The following is a 19,179-nucleotide window of genomic DNA, read 5'->3' on the forward strand; positions in this document are numbered from 1 at the left end:
CCCCGCCGCTCCGTGCGCGCGATGCCCATTCGCATCGCGCAGGGCGCCCTCTTTCGGGCAACTTGCTCTGAACGGTTTGCTTTGAACCACTTGCGTCGCATCGCCTGCGCCGCATCACAGGAATACACACGCAGATTCTATGGACGCCTGGCCCCGCTGCCTCGAACGCCTCGAAGCCGAATTCCCGCCCGAGGACGTCCACACCTGGCTCAAACCGCTGCAGGCTTCCCGCCGCGACCAGGTCACCGTGCTCTACGCACCCAATGCTTTCGTCGTCGAACACGTTCGCGAACGCTACCTCGCACGCATCCGCGAATTGCTCGGCCACTTTGCCGGCAGCGCCGAGGTCAGCCTCGAGGTCGGTTCGCTACCGCGCGAGCCGGCGCCGCTGACGATCAACCGGCCCGTCGTGGCCGCACCCCCGGCCGTCAGTGCCGCTCCGTTCAACGGCCACCTCGACAACCACTACACCTTCGACAACTTCGTCGAAGGGCGCAGCAACCAGCTTGGCCGCGCCGCCGCCTGGCAGGCCGCACTCAAACCCGGCGATCGCGCCCACAACCCGTTGCTGCTGTATGGCGGCACCGGTCTGGGCAAGACCCACCTGATGTTCGCCGCCGGCAACGCGATGCGCACCAACAAACCCGGCTTCCGGGTGCTGTACCTGCGCAGCGAGCAGTTCTTCAGCGCGATGATGAAGTCATTGCAGGACAAGACCATGGACGCGTTCAAGCGCCAGTTCCAGCAGGTCGATGCACTGCTGATCGACGACATCCAGTTCTTCGCCGGCAAGGACCGCACCCAGGAGGAGTTCTTCCACACCTTCAATGCGCTGTTCGACGGCAAGCAGCAGATCATCCTGACCTGCGACCGCTACCCGCGCGAGGTCGAGGGCCTGGAGCCGCGTCTGAAGTCGCGTCTGGCCTGGGGGCTGAGCGTGGCGATCGAGCCGCCGGACTTCGAGACCCGGGCCCAGATCGTGCTGAGCAAGGCCACCGAACGCGGCGTGCAGATTCCCGAGGACGTAGCCTTCCTGCTGGCCAAGAAGATGCGCAGCAACGTGCGCGACCTCGAGGGCGCGCTCAACACCCTGACCGCGCGAGCCAACTTCACCGGGCGCGCGATCACCGTCGAGTTCGCTCAGGAGACGTTGCGCGATCTGCTGCGCGCGCAGCAGCAGGCCATCGGCATCCCCAACATCCAGAAGACCGTGGCAGACTACTACGGCCTGCAAATCAAGGATTTGTTGTCGAAACGGCGGACCCGCTCGCTGGCCCGGCCGCGCCAGATGGCCATGGCGTTGACCAAGGAGCTGACCGAGCACAGCCTGCCGGAAATCGGCGACGCCTTCGCCGGCCGCGACCACACCACGGTGCTGCATGCCTGCCGGCAGATCCGCACCCTGATGGAGACGGACGGCAAACTGCGGGAAGACTGGGACAAGCTGATCCGCAAGCTCAGCGAATAGGCCTGGAAAGTGAGCAGCACCGGTACAAACTGAACGGGCAAGGGAATACTCTGGACCGCATGCGTATAAGTTGTGGACAACCCGGACGCGCGATCAGGAGGCAAAACTTGTCCACAGCTTGTACCCGTTTGTCAGCCCGGTTCCACAGCAGTTCAGCAGGAAGAATTTTTGTTTTAGAACAAGATGTTAGGGTGGTTTTCCCGGGGTTTCGGCGACACCACCACCACCACGATTTTGATTTATCCAATCTTTTGTCTTGGGCATAGGGGAGCGGTTGAGCATGCGTTTCAGCCTGCAGCGCGAAGTTTTTCTTAAGCCGTTGGCGCAGGTCGTCAACGTGGTCGAACGACGTCAGACCCTGCCGGTGCTGGCCAATCTGCTGGTACAGGTCAAGGATGGGCAGCTGTCGCTGACCGGTACCGACCTCGAAGTCGAAATGGTGTCGCGTATCGCGGTCGACGGCAGCGAGGATGGCGAGACCACCATTCCGGCGCGAAAGCTGTTCGACATCGTCCGTGCACTGCCCGACGGCAGTTCGGTCACGGTCAGCCAGAGCGCGGAAAAGATCGCGGTCCAGGCCGGGCGTTCGCGCTTTACCCTCGCCAGCCTGCCGGCCAACGACTTTCCGGCCATCGATGAGGTCGAGGCGACCGAGCGGGTCCGGGTCCCGGAGGCCTCGCTGAAGGAACTGATCGAGCGCACCGCGTTCGCGATGGCCCAGCAGGACGTGCGCTATTACCTCAACGGCTTGTTGTTCGATCTGCGCGAAGGCAGCCTGCGCTGCGTGGCGACCGACGGCCACCGCCTGGCCCTGTGCGAGGCCGAACTGGACGGTGGCAACGGAACCAAGCGCCAGATCATCGTCCCACGCAAGGGTGTCACCGAACTGCAGCGCCTGCTCGAAGGCGGCGACCGCGAGGTCGAGATCGAGATGGGCCGCGGCCATATCCGGATCAAGCGCGACGATGTGACCTTCACCAGCAAACTGATTGATGGCCGCTTCCCGGACTATGAAGCGGTGATCCCGATTGGTGCCGATCGCGAGGTCCGGATCGACCGCGAGGTTCTGCGTGCTTCGCTGCAACGCGCCGCGATCCTGTCGAACGAGAAGTACCGTGGCGTCCGTATCGAAGTTTCGCCCGGTCAGCTCAAGATCAGTGCCCACAACCCGGAGCAGGAAGAGGCACAGGAAGAAGTCGAAGCCGAGACCAAGGTGGACGACCTCGCGGTCGGCTTCAACGTCAACTACCTGCTTGATGCGCTGACTGCACTGCGCGATGACCAGGTGATTCTCGCCCTGCGCGATGCCAACTCATCCGCGCTGGTGCGTGAGGCCAGCAATGAGCGAAGCCGCCATGTGGTGATGCCGTTGCGGTTGTGAGTCTTCGTTCGCAGGCTTCCATGCAGAAGCGGCCCCCGTGCCGGGACACTTCCAGTCCTGTTCCACGTGGAACATCAAGACGCCCGGCTTCGGCCGGGCGTTTGTTTTGTTCGCCTTGTTGGCGCGGTAGAGAGATCTGGCCGGAAGGTATCGCCGGGCAGTGAAAGACGGCTCAGTCCGTTTGACGATGTCGCTACTCTCAAGTCCGGTCGAGGTGTTCAGCGTCTATTGCCCTCTTTCGCCGTCTGCAGGCCTCGTGAATGGGCCTGTTTTGAGTTTCCGTCTTTCCTGACATCGCCAATGTGCCAGCAAGCAGTGGTTGCGGGTTCTGCGGCCCATCGGATTGTGTGACTGGGCCGGCACACGATGTGGACTGCGCGGTCGGGCGAATCGGTGACGAATCCCCCGAACGAGGCGGAACGCATCGCGAATAGGGCTACCGGTGCGTGCCGCAAACCCCCTCCGTGCATTTCGTAGAGCCTGCCCGTTCCCGAACGGAAGATCCTTGCCTTCGGCGATACCCAGTAGCGCCCCCTGCCCTTTAAGCTTCCCCGATGCAGATCACCCGCCTCGACCTCCGCCGTTTCCGCCGTTTCGATGAGGTCAGCCTGGCACCGGCCCCCGGCATCAATTTGATCACCGGCGAGAACGGAGCCGGCAAGACTTCCTTGCTCGAAGCCATGCACCTGATGGCATACGGCCGCAGCTTCCGGGGCCGGGTCCGCGATGGCTTGTTGCAGGCCGGCGCCGACGCGCTGGAGGTGTTTGTCGAATGGCAGGAACCGCATGCCGTCGTGCCAGGCAATCGCATGCACAAGGCCGGGCTGCGCCATAGCGGACAGGACTGGAGCGGACGGCTCGATGGCCAGGACGTCAACCAGTTGGGGGATCTCTGTGCGGCTCTGGCGGTGGTCAGTTTCGAACCGGGCAGTCATGCCCTGGTGACGGGGGCTGCCGAAACCCGTCGGCGCTACCTCGATTGGGGCCTGTTCCACGTGGAACACGATTTCCTGCCGCTGTGGCGACGCTACTCCCGCGCCCTCAAGCAGCGCAACGCCCTGCTCAAGAGCGGCCGGGTCGGCGATGGCCTCGACGCGTGGGAGTGGGAGCTGGCTGAAGCGGGTGAGCCGATCAGCCGTCGCCGGCAGCTTTATCTTGAGGCGTTACAGACCCGCCTGACGCCCTTGCTGGCAGGCCTCGCACCGGCTTTGGGCGAGGTCTCGATGGAATATCAGCCAGGCTGGCGCCGCGAAACCCTGCCACTGGCCGACGCGTTGCTGCTGGCCCGTGACCGCGACCTGCAAAGCGGGCACACCTCGGTCGGGCCGCACCGGGCCGATTGGCGGATCCTGTTCCCCCACCTGCCGGGCCGCGAGGCCCTGTCTCGTGGCCAGGCCAAGTTGACCGCACTGGCGGCCACCCTGACCCAGGCCGGCCATCATGCCGCGGCCCGCGGGCATTGGCCGGTGATCGCCCTGGACGATCTGGGTTCCGAGCTGGACCGACAACACCAGGCGCGGGTGCTGGAACAGCTGGTCGACAGCCAGGCTCAGGTCTTTATCACCGGCACCGAGCCACCGCCGGGATTGCACGATGTCGCGGCATCCACCACGGTGTTCCACGTGGAACATGGCCGAGTCGAGGCGGCTGCATCAGGATTTCCAGACCCCGTCGCAGGTAGCTGAAGGGCCGGTATCAAAGGCCTGCCCCGAATGCTGCGTGACGGCCGGCCGACCGCTCCCGGCTGCTATACTCGGCCACTATCCTTAGATCAATGCGTCCAGACGCTTCCACGCCCCTGTGGCGGCGTCGCCGGAGCCTGTCGCCGCAATGACCCCATCCGAGCACGACCCCAAGTCCGAGTCCGTCCAGGACCCCGCCACCTCATCCGCCGATCAGGCCCCCCAGCAAGCCTACGATTCCAGCCGCATCACCGTGCTGCGTGGCCTGGAAGCCGTGCGCAAGCGCCCGGGCATGTACATTGGCGACGTCCACGATGGCACCGGCCTGCACCACATGGTGTTCGAGGTGGTCGATAACTCGGTCGACGAGGCCCTGGCCGGCCATGCCGACGACATCATCGTCATCATCCACGACGACGGTTCGGTCTCGGTGTCGGACAACGGCCGCGGCGTGCCGGTCGACATCCACAAGGAAGAAGGCCGCTCGGCGGCGGAAGTCATCCTCACCGTCCTCCATGCCGGCGGCAAGTTCGACGACAACAGCTACAAGGTTTCCGGCGGCCTGCATGGCGTTGGCGTCTCGGTGGTCAATGCCCTGTCCGAGCACCTGTGGCTGGACATCTGGCGCGATGGCCACCACTACCAGCAGGAATACGCGCTCGGCGAGCCGCTGTATCCGCTCAAGCAGCTGGAGGCGACCGACAAGCGCGGCACCACCCTGCGCTTCAAGCCGGCGGCGGATATCTTCACCGACACCGAATTCCACTACGACATTCTCGCCAAACGCCTGCGCGAGTTGTCGTTCCTGAACTCGGGGGTCAAGATCACCCTCGTCGACGAGCGTGCGTCCCAGAGCGGGGGCGAGGGCAAGCGCGACGTATTCCAGTACGAGGGCGGCATCCGCTCTTTCGTCGAACATCTGGCCCAGCTCAAGACCCCGCTGCACCCGAATGTCATCTCAGTTACAGGTGAGATGAACGACATCACGGTCGACGTCGCGATCCAGTGGACCGACGCCTACCAGGAAACGATGTTCTGCTTCACCAACAACATCCCGCAGAAGGACGGCGGCACCCACCTGATCGGCTTCCGCGCCGCCCTTACCCGCACCCTGTCCAATTACATCGAACAGAACGGGATCGCCAAACAGGCCAAGGTCAACTTGTCGGGCGACGACATGCGTGAAGGCATGATCGCGGTGCTGTCGGTCAAGGTGCCGGATCCGAGCTTTTCGTCGCAGACCAAGGAAAAACTGGTCAGTTCGGACGTCAGGCCGGTCGTTGAGAGCACGTTCGGTGCACGTTTGGAGGAGTTCCTCCAGGAACACCCCCAGGAGGCCCGCGCCATCTGCGAAAAGGTGGTCGATGCCGCGCGTGCCCGCGAGGCCGCGCGCAAGGCCCGCGACCTGACCCGGCGCAAGGGCGCGCTCGACATCGCCGGCCTGCCAGGCAAGCTGGCCGACTGTCAGGAAAAGGATCCGGCCCTGTCCGAGCTGTTCATCGTCGAGGGCGACTCCGCCGGCGGCTCGGCCAAGCAGGGACGCAACCGCCGTACCCAGGCGATCCTGCCGCTCAAGGGCAAGATTCTCAACGTCGAGCGCGCACGCTTCGACCGCATGCTGGGTTCGGCCGAGGTCGGCACCCTGATCACCGCCCTGGGCACCGGTATCGGCAAGGACGAATACAACCCGGACAAGCTGCGCTACCACCGCATCATTCTGATGACCGACGCCGACGTCGACGGCAGCCACATCCGTACCCTGCTGCTGACCTTCTTCTACCGGCAGATGCCGGAGCTGATCGAGCGCGGCCACATCTACATCGGCCTGCCGCCGTTGTACAAGATCAAGCAGGGCAAGACCGAGCTGTACCTGAAGGACGACGCGGCGCTCGACGCCTACCTCGCCAACCACGCGGTCGAGAACGCCAGCCTGATGCCGGCCGAGGGCGAACCGCCGATCACCGGATCGGCGTTGGAGAAATTGCTGCTCGTCTACGCCTCGGCCCGCGAGGTGATCGCCCGCAACGGTCATCGTTTCGACCCGCGCGTGCTGGAAGCGCTGATCGACTTCACCCCCCTCGACAGCGCCCATCTGACCGAGAACACCGACGAGCGTGCCGAGCTCGACGCACTGGCTGCCCGTCTCAACCGCACCGGTCTCGGCCAGCCGCGCTATTCCCTGGACATGCAGGCGGCCACCGATGGCCATCCCGCCGCCCTGATCATCGAACGCAGCCACATGGGTCAGACCCTGACCCAGGTACTGCCGTTGGCTGCATTCGAAGGCGGCGAACTGCGCCCCTTGCGCGAGGCTGCCGACCACTTGCATGGCCTGATCCGCGAAGGCGCGAAGATCATCCGCGGCAATCGCGAACAGCCGATAGCCAGCTTCGCCCAGGCCCAGGCCTGGCTGATGGACGAGGCCAAGAAGGGTCGCCAGATCCAGCGCTTCAAGGGCCTGGGCGAGATGAACCCCGAGCAGTTGTGGGAAACCACGGTCAATCCTGAGACCCGCCGCCTGTTGCAGGTGCGGATCGAGGACGCGGTCGCCGCCGACCAGATCTTCAGTACCCTGATGGGCGACGTGGTCGATCCGCGCCGCGCCTTCATCGAGGACAACGCGCTGAAGGTGGCCAACCTCGACATCTGAGTCCGGTTCCGGGTTCCGCATGGATACGCAGGGCGCGACCGCGCCCACCATGCCGCCGCCGTTGCCGGTTCGCCCACTCGGGCCGGCGGTGCTCGGTTTCGTCATCGACCTGATCGCCGTGCTGGCGACGGCGATCGTGCTCAGTGCCCTGCTGGGGGCGGCATGGGTGGTCTGGAGCGCACTGTCCGCCGCTGCTGGCGACCTGGACCGGTTTGCCGAACTGGTCAAACAGGTACCACCTCCGGACGGCATCGTCCTGGTCTGGATCACCCTGTTGGCGATGCTGCCGACAGCCGTGCTGTTCTACTTCCTGCGTGCCCGCGCCACGCGGGCCGAACGCGCGGCCTCGCACGCGGCGCTCGCCCGGCCGGCGACCTGGGGCTGGATGTTGATCACCAGCTTGGCCGTGCTGGCCCTGAGCTACGGCATTGGCTGGATCGGCGATCGCCTGGGCAGTACGCCGGTCCCGACCAACGTCGCCCTGGTCGAGAAGGCCTTCGACGAAAGCCCGTTGTTCCTGATCGCCTTTACCGTGCTGCTGGCCCCGCTTTACGAGGAACTGCTGTTCCGGCGGGTGTTGTTCGGGCGCCTGTGGCGGGCCGGGCGGCCCGGGTTGGGCCTGCTGCTGAGCAGCGCCGCCTTCGCCCTTGTCCACGAGCTGCCGGGAATGAGTACCAATCCCTGGCCGGCGATGCTGCAGCTGTGGCTGGTCTACGGGGCGATGGGCGCGACCTTTGCCTGGGTCTACCGCCGTACCGGCACCCTTTGGGCGGCGATCGGCGCACATGCCCTCAACAATGCCTTCGCCTGTGCCCTGCTGCTGTCCGGGCATGGCTGAACGGTCTTGCCGGGCCGGTGGCTGCAATTACGCAACGTTAATCCGCGATCGACTACAACGACTCTGTTCCAGAGGGGAGGCCCGCATGAAGACCAAACCCATGATTCCGGCCGGCCACAGCAGCATGAATCGCTCCACGCCGGCCAAGGCCGCCCTGGCGGGCCTGGCCATCGCTGTCCTGCTGGCTGCCTGCGCCACCACCACCTCACCCACCGGGCGTACCCAGGTGGTCGGCGGCATGTCCGATGCCCAACTGCAGCAACTGGGTGCCCAGGCATTCCAGCAGGCCAAGCAGAAGAACAAGGTCAGCACCGACGCCGCCCGGACCCGTTATGTACGCTGCGTGGTCGACTCGCTGACCCGCGAATTGCCACAAGGGCAGCAGGCGGGCTGGGAGGTCGCCCTGTTCGACGATGACTCCCCCAATGCCTTTGCCCTGCCCGGCGGCAAGGTCGGCGTACATACCGGCATCTTCAAGGTTGCCAGGAACCAGGACCAGCTTGCTGCAGTGCTCGCCCATGAGATCGGCCATGTGATTTCCCAACACCACAATGAACGGGTGACCCGGCAAATGGGCGCCCAGGCCGGACTGGGCGTGCTTGGCGCACTGGTCGGCGCCCGGTACGGCGATGCCGCGGCCAATACCGCCACCCAGGCCGGCGGCGTCGCGGCCCAGGCCGGTCTGCTGCTGCCGAACAACCGGACCCAGGAAACCGAGGCCGACGTCGTCGGTCAGCGGTTGATGGCCCGGGCCGGGTACGACCCGCACCAGGCGATCGACCTGTGGAGAAACATGCAGACCGCCGGTGGCAGCCAGCCGCCGCAGTGGCTGTCGACCCACCCCAGCGCCTCGACCCGTATCCAGGAGCTTGGCAGGCGCGCCGACAGCCTGATGCCGACGTACCAGCAGGCCCGGGCCGCCGGGCGCCAACCCCATTGCGGATGACTCACCATCACGGCGACGGATCACCGTGACCCCATTTCCACCCGGCAGAATCGTTGCCCCTGCAACGATTCTGCAACAAGGTCAACCCTGTATGCCTCGGCTATCCGTTTCTGGTAGCGTGGCGCCCCCTGCAGGTCTCGGCCTGCCGACTCCGGCCCCACGGGCCGCAGAAATCAGAAAGGTGATTCGATGAACGCATCTTCTCCCCGCCATCTCACCCTGCTTGCCGCCGCGATGGGCGTGGCGCTCGCCCTTGGCAGCGTTTCCACCGACGCCAATGCGCAGCGGCGAGGTCAGGCCAGCACGTCCGTGGCCGAGTACCCGGAGGCGAGCCGCCAGGAACCCGGCACCCGGGCTTCGGCGAAGATGTCCTCCCGGCTGCAGAAGATGATCAAGGCCTACGAGGGCGACAAGTACGCTGAAGCCATCGTGATGGCGGAAGAGATCATGGCCGACGAAAAGGCCAACGAGTACGACCGCGCGTTCGCCGCGCAGATCGCCGCACAGAGCGCCTACAACGAAGACGACTTCGACACCACGATGCGCTATCTGGAGAAGGCGATCGAATACAACGGCCTGGACAACAACGGCCATTACGGCGCGATGTACATGCTGGCACAGCTGCAGTTGCAGGAAGAGCAGTACGACAAGTCGGTCGCCACCCTCGATCGCCTGTTCGCCGAAACCAAGAGCGCCAAGCCCGAACAGCTGGTGATCAAGGGCAATGCGCTGTACCGGCTGGATCGCTACGCCGAGGCCGCGGCCGTGCTCGAGCAGGCGATCGCCTCAACCGACGAGCCGCGCAACGATTGGCAGCAGCTGCTGATGGCAACCTACTTCGAGACCGGGCAGACCGACAAGGCCGAAGCCCTGGCCGAGAAGGTCGCCGCCAACACTCCCGACGACAAGCGCTCGCAGATGAATCTTGCCGCGACCTATCTGCAGGGCGAGAACTTCGGCAAGGCCGCCGAGGTGCTGGAAAAGCTGCGGGCGGCCGGGCAGCTGACCGAGGATCGCGACTACCGTCAGCTCTATGCCTCCTACCTCAACATGGATGGCAAGGAAGCAGAAGCGGCTCGCGTGATCAAGGACGGTCTCGACCAGGGCATCCTCGAGAACAACTTCCAGAACAACCACGCGCTGGCGCAGGCGTACTACTTCTCCGATCAGATCGCCCCCGCCATCGCGGCCTACCAGAAGGCCGCGCCGATGGACGAGGGCGGAGAGACTTATCTGAACCTGGCCAAGATCCTGTGGCAGGAGGATCGCATCCCGGAAGCGAAGGAAGCCGCACGCCAGGCCTTGTCCAAGGGCGTCAAGCGCCCGGAGGAAGCCCGGCAGATCACCGCCTTGCCGGGCGGCTGACAGACAGGGCAAAATTGAGGGCTTCCGCTTGGAAACCAATGCCCTATTTGGTATAACCTAGGAGGTTCGGGCGTCGCGAATGCGGCTGCCTGGACCAGGTAATCAACGCCCGCGGCGTCAGACGTTGCGGAAACATCTCCCCGAGCTGACGGCGCATGACGCAAGACCTCGAAAATCACGTTCACAAAGACGACCGCGACGAAGGCCTGAACTGGGCCCGGATTGCCGGTCAGACCATGGCCATCACGGTGCATGTTGCAGTCCTGTTGCTGCTGCTGGCCCCGATGGCACCGCCTCCGGCGAAGCAGGAGAAGGAAGAGGTCACCCTCGTCAACATCATCAAGCCGCCACCGCCGCCGCCGCCACCGCCGCCGCCGCCGCCGGAGCCGCCCAAGGAACTGAAGCCGCCGCCGAAGATCGCGCCGCCGCAGCCGAGCCCGCTGCCGCCGCCGCCCGAGGATCCGCCGGTGGTGTTCGACGATCCGAGTCCGGTCGACACGCAGGCCCCGCCGCCGGCACCGCCTTCGCCGCCACCGCCGGCGACGAGCATCGGTTCCAGCGTCGACCCCTCCTCGCGTGCGTTGAACCCGCCGCGCTACCCGCCGACCGAGGCGCGTCAGGGCGTCGGTGGCACCGTGGTGCTGATCATCAGCATCGACGCGCAGGGCAACGTGCTTGATGTCTCGGTCGAGAAGTCAAGCCGCAACCGCAACCTGGACCGCGCGGCGATGGACGCCGCACGCAAGTGGCGGTTCAATCCGGAAATGCGCAGCGGCGTGGCCGTGGCCAGCAAGGTGCGTGTCCCGGTCGATTTCGTCCCGCCGCGCTGATCGGGCCGGCAGGACGGGTAGTCAGGCAATACGTTTCATAGAACCCGCTTTACAGAAACGCTCCACATTTCCGTAACGATTCGTTTTCAACAGTTCGTTCCTTCCACGACATTCAAAGGTAAGCGTCATGCTGCAGGAAACCACCACCGCTGCCACTGCCGGAGGCTCCAACGCCGAAGCCCTCCAGCAGATGAGCTTCAGCCACATGATCCAGAGCTTCGATCTGGCCGCCTGGGTTGTGTTCATTACTCTGGTTGTCATGTCGGTCATGTCGATCTACTGGATGATCTACAACTACGTCCGCAACATGCGCCTGCGCGCGAGCACGGACCGTGTGATCAGCACGTTCTGGGAGACCCCGAACGCGCAAGACGCGATCCGCTTCATGGAAGAGCAGCCCAAGAGCGAGCCGTTCTCGAAGATCGCGCTCGACGCTGCCCAGGCTGCTTCGCACCACCAGCGCCATGAAGGTTCGCGTCTGGTCGAGTCGCTGAACCGCTCCGAGTTCGTCGACCGCGCCCTGCGCCAGGCCGTGACCCGCGAAAGCATGGGTCTGGAGTCGGGTCTGACCCTGCTCGCCTCGGTCGGTGCGACCGCGCCGTTCGTGGGCCTGCTCGGCACCGTGTGGGGCATCTACCACGCCCTGATCCGCATCGGCATGACCGGCAGCGCTTCGATCGACGCCGTCGCCGGCCCGGTCGGCGAGGCCCTGATCATGACCGCGATCGGTCTGTTCGTCGCGATCCCGGCGGTGCTGGGCTACAACTTCTTCACCCGCATGAACCGGGTAACGAACAACAAGTTCGATACCTTCGCGCACGACCTGCACGACTTCTTCGCCACCGGCGCACGCGTCGGCGAGGCGGGCAGCAAGCGCTAACGGTACCGTCGTCACTCACGCGATTTTTGGAGTTCGAACATGGCTTTCAGTTCTGGCGGCGGCGGTGCGATGTCCGACATCAACGTCACTCCCCTGGTGGACGTGATGCTGGTGCTGCTCATCATCTTCATGATCACCGCACCCCTGATGACGCACAAAGTCAAGGTGGAGTTGCCCAAGGCCAACCTGGAAGAGAAGCAGGAACCGCTGCCGACTCCGCCGATCACGGTGGCCGTGCTCGATGACGGCACGTTGTTCTGGAACGACGAGGAAGTCACCGCGGACATGCTCGAAAGCCGCTTCTCGGTCGAGGCGCAGAAGACGCCTCAGCCGCAGGTCAACGTGCGTGCCGACGAAACCACCCGCTACCGCATCGTCAATGACGTGGTGAAGACCGCGCAGGCCCAGGGCATGCGCAAGGTCGGCTTCGTCACCACCCCCGATCGCGGCAATTAAGGGAGAACAGCAATGGCATTTGCTAGTGGTGGCAAGGGTGCGATGGCCGACATCAACGTCACGCCCCTGGTGGACGTGATGCTGGTGCTGCTGATCATCTTCATGGTGACCGCACCGATCGCCAGCTATCCGGTCGACATCAGTCTGCCGCAGCGCAGCGTGAACCCGCCGCAGGTCAAGAGCGATCCGCCGCCGCCGATCCGGCTGCGGATCGATACCAGCGGCATGGTCTACTGGAACGATTCACCGGCAGCGATGTCGGAACTGCAGAGCCGGATGCTGGCCGAGGTCCAGAAGGACCCGACCAACCAGCCGACCCTGGAGATCGATGCCAGTGGGGATGCCGCCTATGGCACCCTGGCCAAGGTCCTGACCGCGGCCAAGAACGCGCATATGGAGAAAATCGGCTTCGTCGACAAGTGACGTAGAAGTCGATCGACGCCTACCGTCGTGATGTTTCAATTGAACGCCGCCCTCCGGGGCGGCGTTTTTTTGTTCGCGGTGGTTGCCGCAATGGCGGTTGCGGGCGTAAGGTCGAATACGGGCATGGGGCCCCATGACAGGAGGTTGCAATGGCCGTCTCCACGCAGTCCCGCAGTCCTTTCGATGCCACCCGCGGCAACGCCGCGCTTGCCGACATCAACATCACTCCCCTGGTCGACGTCATGCTGGTGCTGCTGGTCATCTTCATGGTCACGGCGCCTATGGCCATGCAAACCCTGGAGGCACGCCTGCCGCAGGCGGTCGAACAGGTGGGAACTCCGCCGCCGGTCGAGCGGATCGAGCTGGTCGCGCAGGGCTGGGGCCTGTTCCGCCTGGATGGGGTCGTCATGTCCAGCGGCGACCTTGATGCGGCGCTGGCAGGGCGGATCAACAGCGCGATGGCCGCAGGCAAGCAGCCGCTGCTGATCGTCGGCGCCAGTGGCGAGGCCGACTACCAGTCGTTCGCCAATGCGCTGGCGGCGGCACGTGCGACCGGCATCAGCGAGATCGCCCACGGCCCTTGATCTTCCAGCGGCGCGTCGGTGTGCTGGCGGGACCGGCTCGGGTATCAGCGGGCAGGTATCAGCGGGTGCCGGCAATGATGTCGAGGTAACGACGCACCGTGGTGGCGAGGCCCTCGTACAGGGCCTCGCCGATCAACGCGTGGCCGATAGAGACTTCCATCACCTCCGGCACGGCCGCCAGGAAGGCGCCAAGGTTGTCCTGGCTCAGATCGTGCCCGGCATTGACGCCCAGCCCTGCAGCGCGTGCCCGCGCGGCGGCCGCGGCGAATCGTTGCAGCATCGCGGCGCCATCGGGGCAGGCAAAGGATTCGGCATAGGGACCGGTATAGAGTTCGACCCGATCCGCACCACAGTCGGCGGCACGGGCGATGCTGCACCGCCCGGGATCGAGGTGGGCGTCGGCGAACAGACTGATCCGGCATCCCAGCGCCTTGAGAGAGGCGACCAGCGGGCTCAGCGCGTCGGCGTCACGCGCGAAATCGAAGCCGTGGTCGGAGGTCAGCTGGGCATCGCTGTCGGGCACCAGGGTGGCCTGGGCCGGACGCACCTGTTCGCATAGGGCGAGGAAGCCCGGATAGCCGGGCCGCGGCGGAGCGAACGGATTGCCTTCGAGGTTGAACTCGACCCCGTATTCGCGGGTCAGCGCGGCCAGGGCGAGGACGTCGTCGGCGCGAATATGGCGGGCGTCCGGGCGCGGATGCACGGTGATGCCGTGGGCGCCGGCATCGAGGCAGGTGCGCGCGGCGCGAACCACGTCCGGTTCGGCGCCGCCGCGCGAATTTCGCAGCACCGCGATCTTGTTGACGTTGACGCTGAGCACAGTCATCGCGGGAGCTTACTAAGCCCGCCGAAGGGAAGCCACTCAGTGACCGAAGCGAACCCCCGAAGAAGCAGCTTCGCAAGCCTGGCCGGATCCGGTCTGGGGCACCGCTACCGAGGCCTGCAGCGTGTCAGTGCTCAGATTCAGGCGTGTTCTGCGAAGCCAGTTTGCGCGCCTCGGCCTGCTCGCGCATGCGCCGCAGTTCGTCCGGGTCGAGGATGTACGAGGCATCGCGGCTGGCGTTGCCGACACGTTGCGAGAGCAGGCCCAGTATCCAGGCGACCAACAGCCCCAGCGCGACCAGCAGCCACAGGGCGAGCACGCCGGGCGTGGAGGCCTTGAAGGCGAGGGCGAGCGAGGCCAGGGCAAGTAGCAGGAGCAGCCAGGGCATCATGATGATGATTCCATCGGGGGACGGCACCGCGAGTGTAACCGTGCTGGAGACGCTGATCGCTCCGGTCACGCCGGGCAGGCGTCCGCTGGTCGGGCGCGGCCCGTGCACGGGCCGATACCACATGCCAGGCAGACGCCGTTCACAACAGCGGCGAGACCAGCCGAGCCAGCGCTTCGGGCAGGCGAGCGGTCCACAGCGGTCGGACGCGATCATGCGGGACTTCGACGCTGTCGCGGCATTCGGCTTCGAGCAAGCTGGCCAGTTCGGAAACCAGTGTCTGGTCGCGGAACAGCACCGAGACCTCGAAATTGAGCCGGAAGCTTCGATGGTCGAAATTGGCGCTGCCGAGCAGGGCCAGATCGTCGTCGCAGAGCAGCGCTTTGGTGTGCAGCATGCGTGGACCGTATTCGAAGATGCGCACGCCGGCGAGCAACAGTTCGTCGAAGTACGAGCGTGCCGCCCAGGTCACCAGCCGGCTGTCGCTGAGCAGGGGCACCAGCAGTCGGACGTCGAGTCCGCCGAGCGCGGCCGAGGTCAGCGCCATGCGCGCGGCCTCGCCGGGCACGAAGTATGGGGTGACCAGCCAGACGCGCCGTTGGGCGCCGTGAATGGCGCTGACATGCGCGCGATGAATCGCTTCCGAGGCCGAGTCGGGGCCGGAAACGATCACTTGCGCGGCAATGCTGCCTGCGACGCGTGCCGAAGACGGCAGGTGCAGCGGCGGTCCACCAGTCGCATAGGCCCAGTCCTCGATGAAAATCAGCTGCAGCGCCAGCACGACATTGCCCTCCAGCCGCAGGTGAAGGTCGCGATAGGCATCCGCGCGCAGGCGTTCGTTCTCCTCGTCGGTGACGTTGATACCACCGGTAAAGGCGATGCGGCTGTCGATCACCACGATCTTGCGGTGGGTACGCAGGTTCAGCCACGGTCGTTTCCAGAACCAGCGCAGTCGCATCGGGTGGAACCAGGCGACCTCGCCGCCGGCATCGACCAGCGGCTGCAGGAACCGGCGCGGGGTCTGGCCGGAACCGACTGCGTCGAGCAGCAGCCGCACCGTCACGCCGGCGCGCGCACGTTCGACCAGCGCATCGCGCAGCGCCGTACCGGTACGGTCGGGAGAAAAGATGTAGTACTCAAGATGAATGTCCTTCTGCGCGGTCGCGACCGCATCCAGCAGGGCTTCGTACTTGGCGCCGCCATCGATCAACAGTTCGGCGCGGGTGGCGGTGGTTTGAGGCAGACCGGTCAGCGCCTGCACCAGGCAGGCAAGTTCGATCGCCTCCGGGTCCGGCAGCAGGCCCATGGGGGGAGGCGGCAGCGAATCCCGGCTGCGACGTCGCCGCAGTCTCTGCCTGCGGATCTTCTGTGGCCCGAAAAAGTAGTAGATGAAAAATCCGACATAGGGCAACGCCGCGAGAGACAACAGCCAGCTGAGGGTGGCCGCCGGTTCGCGCTTTTGCAGGATGATCCAACTGCCGATCCCGGCCAGATACACCGCCCAACCGATACCGAGGTAGAGCGCCAGGTTCGGGATCGAGGCCAGGGCGTGCCAGAGATCGGTCAGGGTGTCGGGCATGGAAGGGCGGGTATCCGGATCGGTTCGACCGGCGTCGCGCCGGTTGCGACAGGTTGGGGGTAGGCTGGACAGCATGGATGATGCCCGCAAAGCCATTGCCCCGTCTCCACACCGCGTGAAGGGGCGCGGTGCGGCCTCATACGTGGACGGACGCTACGCGGTGACCCGGGTCGAAGGCGAGGACGACGGCTGGGGCTCGCTCGGTGCCGAACTCGCCGACCAACCCCACCCCGCCACCCGTGTGCAGGAGGAGCGCGCTCGGACCATCATCAGTCGCAACGACTCGCCCGACATCGGCTTCAGCCAGTCGGTCAACCCGTACCGCGGCTGCGAGCACGGCTGCGTCTATTGCTTCGCCCGGCCCTCGCACGCCTACCTTGACCTGTCGCCGGGACTGGACTTCGAAACCCGGTTGTTCGCCAAGGGCAACGCCGCCGAACGGCTCCGGCACGAGCTGTCGAAACCGGGCTACCGCTGTGCGCCGATCGCGCTGGGCATCAACACCGATGCCTACCAGCCGATCGAGCGCCGCTACCGGATCACCCGCCAGTGCCTGGAGGTGTTGGCCGAATGTCGGCACCCGGTCAGCTTCGTGACCAAGGGCGCGACGATCCTGCGCGATCTCGATCTGCTTGCGGCGATGGCACGTGAGCGGCTGGTCACCGTGTACGTATCGATCACCACCCTGGACAACCGGCTCGCGGCACGGATGGAACCGCGCGCGTCGGCACCGCATACGCGACTGAAAATGGTGCGCGAGCTGCACGCGGCGGGGGTGCCGGTCGGGATACTGGCCGCACCGGTGATCCCGATGATCAATGACGGCGAGATCGAAGCGATCCTGGAGGCCGCGCACGAAGCGGGCGCGCATGCGGCCGGGCATGTCCTGCTGCGGCTGCCACACGAACTCAAGCAGATCTGGCGCGAATGGCTGGAGCTGCACTACCCCGACCGAGCCGCGCACGTGATGAGCCTGATCCGGCAAATGCGCGGCGGCAAGGATTACGACAGCGCGTTCGGCACCCGCATGCGCGGAACCGGGCCCTTCGCCGAACTGGTAGCGCAGCGATTCGCCCGCGCCCACCGTCGTCTCGGCTACGGTCGACTGCCAGCACTGGAAACCCGCCATTTCGTGCCGCCGCGGCGCCCGACACCGCAGGGGGAGCTGTTCTGATCCTGCACTATGCCATCACGGCCGGTAGTTACACTTCGAGCACTAGGTAACGAGTGTGTCGTAATGTCCTCCATCCTTGCGCGCCTCCCAGGTGATGACGCCCTCCGCCTGGTAATGGCGGCGTCGGGTATCGGCATGGCGCTGGCCGACATGGATGGGGTCATGCAGGAGGTCAATCCGGCGTTCTGCCGGATGCTCGGTTATGACAGCAGCGAACTGATCGGGCGCCGCTACCTCGATATCGTCCACCCCGACGAGGTCGAGGCCTGCGTCGAGTTCGTGCAGGAGTTGATGCGCCATCCCGACAACATGCTCGACCAGCGCAGGCGCTACATCTGCAGCGATGGTTCGGTACTGCATGCCCACCTCAATGTCGCGGTACTGCGCGATCGCGAGGGGCAGCCGTTGTGCCTGCTGGCCCAGATCCATGACATCGCCGACGAGGTCGCGCGCGAGGCCAGCCTGCGTGCCAGTGTCGAGCACCGCGGTGCCGAACTGGAGGTGTCGCACCGGCAGCTGCAACTGTTTGCCGACGCGGTCACCCACGACCTGCGCGCGCCGCTGCGTGCGATCGAGGGCTTTTCCGAACGCCTGGCCCGCAACCTCGAAGGCCAGCTCGACGATGTTTCCAGCGACCACCTCGAGCGCATCCGTTCCGCCGCCGCGCGGATGTCGGGCCTGCTGGCGGCACTGGGGCGGTTGTCGCAGGCAACCCGCGCCGAGATGCGGTTGGGTCCGGTCGATCTGAGCCTGCTCGCCGACTGGACCTGGGCCGAGCATCAGGACACCGACCCGGCACGGGTGGTGCAGGTGCGGATCCAGCCCGGACTGGAAGTCGAGGGCGACGAGCGCCTGCTCAAGGCGATGCTCGACGAACTGATCGACAATGCCTGGAAGTTCACCCGGGACCGACCCGATGCCCTGGTCCAGATCAGCGGCGAAGCCGAAGGCGGGATGCTGAAAGTCGAGATCCGCGACAACGGCAGCGGTTTCGACATGCGTTATGCGCACAAACTCTATGAGCCGTTCCAGCGCCTGCATGGCCCCGAACAGGGCGGCGGCCACGGCCTCGGCCTGGCGATCGCGCGGCGGGTGGCCGAACGCCACGGCGGCCTGCTGCAGGCCGACTCGACCCCGGGTGTGGGCAGTTGCTTCGTGGTGCGCCTGCCCCGCGAGCAGGCGTCGGCGGTGACGGCCCGCCGTGCCACGGGCGCGCCCCGTGTCGCCGCGGACACGGCGACAAAAGCCATTCACGGAGATGTGGATTGATGGAGAAAGTGATTCTGCTGGTCGAGGACAACCCGGACGACGCCGAGCTGGCCCGGCTCGCATTCGAGGAGGCGAATGTCGCCAACCGATTGGTTGTAGCGAAGGACGGCGTCGAAGCCCTCGACTACCTGTTCGCGCGCGGCGCCCATGCCGACCGCGACCCCGGCGAACTGCCCTCGATCGTGCTGCTCGACCTCAATCTGCCGCGGGTCGACGGCCGCGAGGTGCTTACCGCGATCCGCGAGAACGAGACCACCCGCAACCTGCCGGTGGTGGTGCTGACCACCAGCGCCGAACCGCTGGATGTCGACAGCAGCTATGCGCTTGGCGTCAACAGCTACATCCAGAAGCCGGTCGATTTCGAACAGTTCGTCTGGGCGGTCAAACAGGTCGGCCTGTACTGGCTGGTGCTGAATCAGCCGCAGGGCCGCGAATCCTGAAAC

General features: G+C 65.5%; 18 protein-coding genes. 15 read left to right on the top strand and 3 right to left on the bottom strand.

From position 1 onward, the window contains the following. Nucleotides 1–139: 139 nt before the first annotated feature. The 12 genes from dnaA to FKV23_RS00060 all read left to right on the top strand — a co-directional run bounded on the left by dnaA (nt 140) and on the right by FKV23_RS00060 (nt 13,503). Nucleotides 140–1,468, top strand: coding sequence for a chromosomal replication initiator protein DnaA (gene dnaA, locus FKV23_RS00005; protein WP_141622019.1), 1,329 nt, complete (start codon nt 140–142; stop codon nt 1,466–1,468). Nucleotides 1,469–1,748: 280 nt separating this feature from the next. Continuing rightward, entirely contained in the window at nt 1,749–2,849 is a 1,101-nt protein-coding gene (gene dnaN, locus FKV23_RS00010; RefSeq protein WP_141622020.1) for a DNA polymerase III subunit beta, read from the top strand. Between the two features lie 554 nt (nt 2,850–3,403). Then, on the top strand, nt 3,404–4,534 hold the full coding sequence (recF, locus tag FKV23_RS00015) for a DNA replication/repair protein RecF (protein WP_141622021.1): 1,131 nt from the start codon (nt 3,404–3,406) through the stop codon (nt 4,532–4,534). A gap of 145 nt (nt 4,535–4,679) precedes the next feature. Then, a complete protein-coding gene (gene gyrB, locus FKV23_RS00020) occupies nt 4,680–7,181 on the top strand; it encodes a DNA topoisomerase (ATP-hydrolyzing) subunit B (RefSeq protein WP_141622022.1) in 2,502 nt (833 codons plus the stop codon). Between the two features lie 19 nt (nt 7,182–7,200). Then, nucleotides 7,201–8,019 (top strand): CPBP family intramembrane glutamic endopeptidase, encoded by an 819-nt coding sequence (locus tag FKV23_RS00025; protein ID WP_141622023.1) that lies wholly within the window; start codon nt 7,201–7,203, stop codon nt 8,017–8,019. A 124-nt stretch (nt 8,020–8,143) separates the two neighbouring features. Continuing rightward, nucleotides 8,144–8,965, top strand: a complete 822-nt coding sequence (locus FKV23_RS00030) for a M48 family metallopeptidase (protein WP_141624945.1) — start codon at nt 8,144–8,146, stop codon at nt 8,963–8,965. Between the two features lie 189 nt (nt 8,966–9,154). Next, nucleotides 9,155–10,330 (top strand): tetratricopeptide repeat protein, encoded by a 1,176-nt coding sequence (locus FKV23_RS00035; protein ID WP_141622024.1) that lies wholly within the window; start codon nt 9,155–9,157, stop codon nt 10,328–10,330. 155 nt (nt 10,331–10,485) lie between these two features. Next, complete coding sequence (locus FKV23_RS00040) at nt 10,486–11,160, top strand: energy transducer TonB (protein ID WP_141622025.1); 675 nt, start codon at nt 10,486–10,488, stop codon at nt 11,158–11,160. 127 nt (nt 11,161–11,287) lie between these two features. Continuing rightward, nucleotides 11,288–12,040: a MotA/TolQ/ExbB proton channel family protein gene (locus FKV23_RS00045; protein ID WP_141622026.1), complete on the top strand. Its 753-nt coding sequence runs from the start codon at nt 11,288–11,290 to the stop codon at nt 12,038–12,040. Between the two features lie 39 nt (nt 12,041–12,079). Beyond that, nucleotides 12,080–12,496: an ExbD/TolR family protein gene (locus FKV23_RS00050; RefSeq protein ID WP_141622027.1), complete on the top strand. Its 417-nt coding sequence runs from the start codon at nt 12,080–12,082 to the stop codon at nt 12,494–12,496. A 12-nt stretch (nt 12,497–12,508) separates the two neighbouring features. Next, nucleotides 12,509–12,919, top strand: a complete 411-nt coding sequence (locus FKV23_RS00055) for an ExbD/TolR family protein (protein WP_141622028.1) — start codon at nt 12,509–12,511, stop codon at nt 12,917–12,919. A gap of 149 nt (nt 12,920–13,068) precedes the next feature. After that, the gene (locus tag FKV23_RS00060; RefSeq protein WP_141622029.1) at nt 13,069–13,503 is read left to right on the top strand and encodes a biopolymer transporter ExbD; all 435 of its coding nucleotides are present in this window, start codon (nt 13,069–13,071) and stop codon (nt 13,501–13,503) included. A gap of 58 nt (nt 13,504–13,561) precedes the next feature. Here the strand turns inward: FKV23_RS00060 and FKV23_RS00065 are convergent, their stop codons facing one another. The 3 genes from FKV23_RS00065 to cls form a co-directional block, all read right to left on the bottom strand. Further along, entirely contained in the window at nt 13,562–14,329 is a 768-nt protein-coding gene (locus FKV23_RS00065; protein WP_141622030.1) for a pyridoxine 5'-phosphate synthase, read from the bottom strand. A 124-nt stretch (nt 14,330–14,453) separates the two neighbouring features. After that, nucleotides 14,454–14,714 carry a hypothetical protein gene (locus tag FKV23_RS00070; protein ID WP_141624946.1) on the bottom strand — a complete coding sequence of 87 codons (261 nt, stop codon included), beginning with the start codon at nt 14,712–14,714 and terminating at the stop codon, nt 14,454–14,456. Nucleotides 14,715–14,856: 142 nt separating this feature from the next. Then, entirely contained in the window at nt 14,857–16,293 is a 1,437-nt protein-coding gene (gene cls / locus FKV23_RS00075; RefSeq protein WP_141622031.1) for a cardiolipin synthase, read from the bottom strand. 73 nt (nt 16,294–16,366) lie between these two features. Here cls and FKV23_RS00080 point away from each other — a divergent pair, with 73 nt between their 5' ends. From FKV23_RS00080 to FKV23_RS00090, 3 genes are all read left to right on the top strand, one after another. Further along, on the top strand, nt 16,367–17,467 hold the full coding sequence (locus FKV23_RS00080; protein ID WP_141622032.1) for a PA0069 family radical SAM protein: 1,101 nt from the start codon (nt 16,367–16,369) through the stop codon (nt 17,465–17,467). 63 nt (nt 17,468–17,530) lie between these two features. Next, nucleotides 17,531–18,736, top strand: coding sequence for a sensor histidine kinase (locus FKV23_RS00085; RefSeq protein WP_167284833.1), 1,206 nt, complete (start codon nt 17,531–17,533; stop codon nt 18,734–18,736). Next, nucleotides 18,736–19,176, top strand: coding sequence for a response regulator (locus tag FKV23_RS00090; protein WP_141622034.1), 441 nt, complete (start codon nt 18,736–18,738; stop codon nt 19,174–19,176). The genes FKV23_RS00085 and FKV23_RS00090 overlap by 1 nt, the downstream gene beginning before the upstream one ends. The last annotated feature ends 3 nt before the right edge of the window (nt 19,177–19,179 follow it).

It is taken from the genome of Lysobacter alkalisoli (assembly GCF_006547045.1).
GTDB classification, from domain to species: Bacteria; Pseudomonadota; Gammaproteobacteria; order Xanthomonadales; family Xanthomonadaceae; genus Marilutibacter; species Marilutibacter alkalisoli.

What these genes read in the sequence shown, in the direction of transcription:
- dnaA (WP_141622019.1), top strand. Translation starts at nt 140, where the DNA reads ATGGACGCCTGGCCCCGCTGCCTCGAACGCCTCGAAGCCGAATTCCCG.
- dnaN (WP_141622020.1), top strand. Translation starts at nt 1,749, where the DNA reads ATGCGTTTCAGCCTGCAGCGCGAAGTTTTTCTTAAGCCGTTGGCGCAG.
- recF (WP_141622021.1), top strand. Translation starts at nt 3,404, where the DNA reads ATGCAGATCACCCGCCTCGACCTCCGCCGTTTCCGCCGTTTCGATGAG.
- gyrB (WP_141622022.1), top strand. Translation starts at nt 4,680, where the DNA reads ATGACCCCATCCGAGCACGACCCCAAGTCCGAGTCCGTCCAGGACCCC.
- FKV23_RS00025 (WP_141622023.1), top strand. Translation starts at nt 7,201, where the DNA reads ATGGATACGCAGGGCGCGACCGCGCCCACCATGCCGCCGCCGTTGCCG.
- FKV23_RS00030 (WP_141624945.1), top strand. Translation starts at nt 8,144, where the DNA reads ATGAATCGCTCCACGCCGGCCAAGGCCGCCCTGGCGGGCCTGGCCATC.
- FKV23_RS00035 (WP_141622024.1), top strand. Translation starts at nt 9,155, where the DNA reads ATGAACGCATCTTCTCCCCGCCATCTCACCCTGCTTGCCGCCGCGATG.
- FKV23_RS00040 (WP_141622025.1), top strand. Translation starts at nt 10,486, where the DNA reads ATGACGCAAGACCTCGAAAATCACGTTCACAAAGACGACCGCGACGAA.
- FKV23_RS00045 (WP_141622026.1), top strand. Translation starts at nt 11,288, where the DNA reads ATGCTGCAGGAAACCACCACCGCTGCCACTGCCGGAGGCTCCAACGCC.
- FKV23_RS00050 (WP_141622027.1), top strand. Translation starts at nt 12,080, where the DNA reads ATGGCTTTCAGTTCTGGCGGCGGCGGTGCGATGTCCGACATCAACGTC.
- FKV23_RS00055 (WP_141622028.1), top strand. Translation starts at nt 12,509, where the DNA reads ATGGCATTTGCTAGTGGTGGCAAGGGTGCGATGGCCGACATCAACGTC.
- FKV23_RS00060 (WP_141622029.1), top strand. Translation starts at nt 13,069, where the DNA reads ATGGCCGTCTCCACGCAGTCCCGCAGTCCTTTCGATGCCACCCGCGGC.
- FKV23_RS00065 (WP_141622030.1), bottom strand. Translation starts at nt 14,329, where the DNA reads ATGACTGTGCTCAGCGTCAACGTCAACAAGATCGCGGTGCTGCGAAAT.
- FKV23_RS00070 (WP_141624946.1), bottom strand. Translation starts at nt 14,714, where the DNA reads ATGCCCTGGCTGCTCCTGCTACTTGCCCTGGCCTCGCTCGCCCTCGCC.
- cls (WP_141622031.1), bottom strand. Translation starts at nt 16,293, where the DNA reads ATGCCCGACACCCTGACCGATCTCTGGCACGCCCTGGCCTCGATCCCG.
- FKV23_RS00080 (WP_141622032.1), top strand. Translation starts at nt 16,367, where the DNA reads ATGGATGATGCCCGCAAAGCCATTGCCCCGTCTCCACACCGCGTGAAG.
- FKV23_RS00085 (WP_167284833.1), top strand. Translation starts at nt 17,531, where the DNA reads ATGTCCTCCATCCTTGCGCGCCTCCCAGGTGATGACGCCCTCCGCCTG.
- FKV23_RS00090 (WP_141622034.1), top strand. Translation starts at nt 18,736, where the DNA reads ATGGAGAAAGTGATTCTGCTGGTCGAGGACAACCCGGACGACGCCGAG.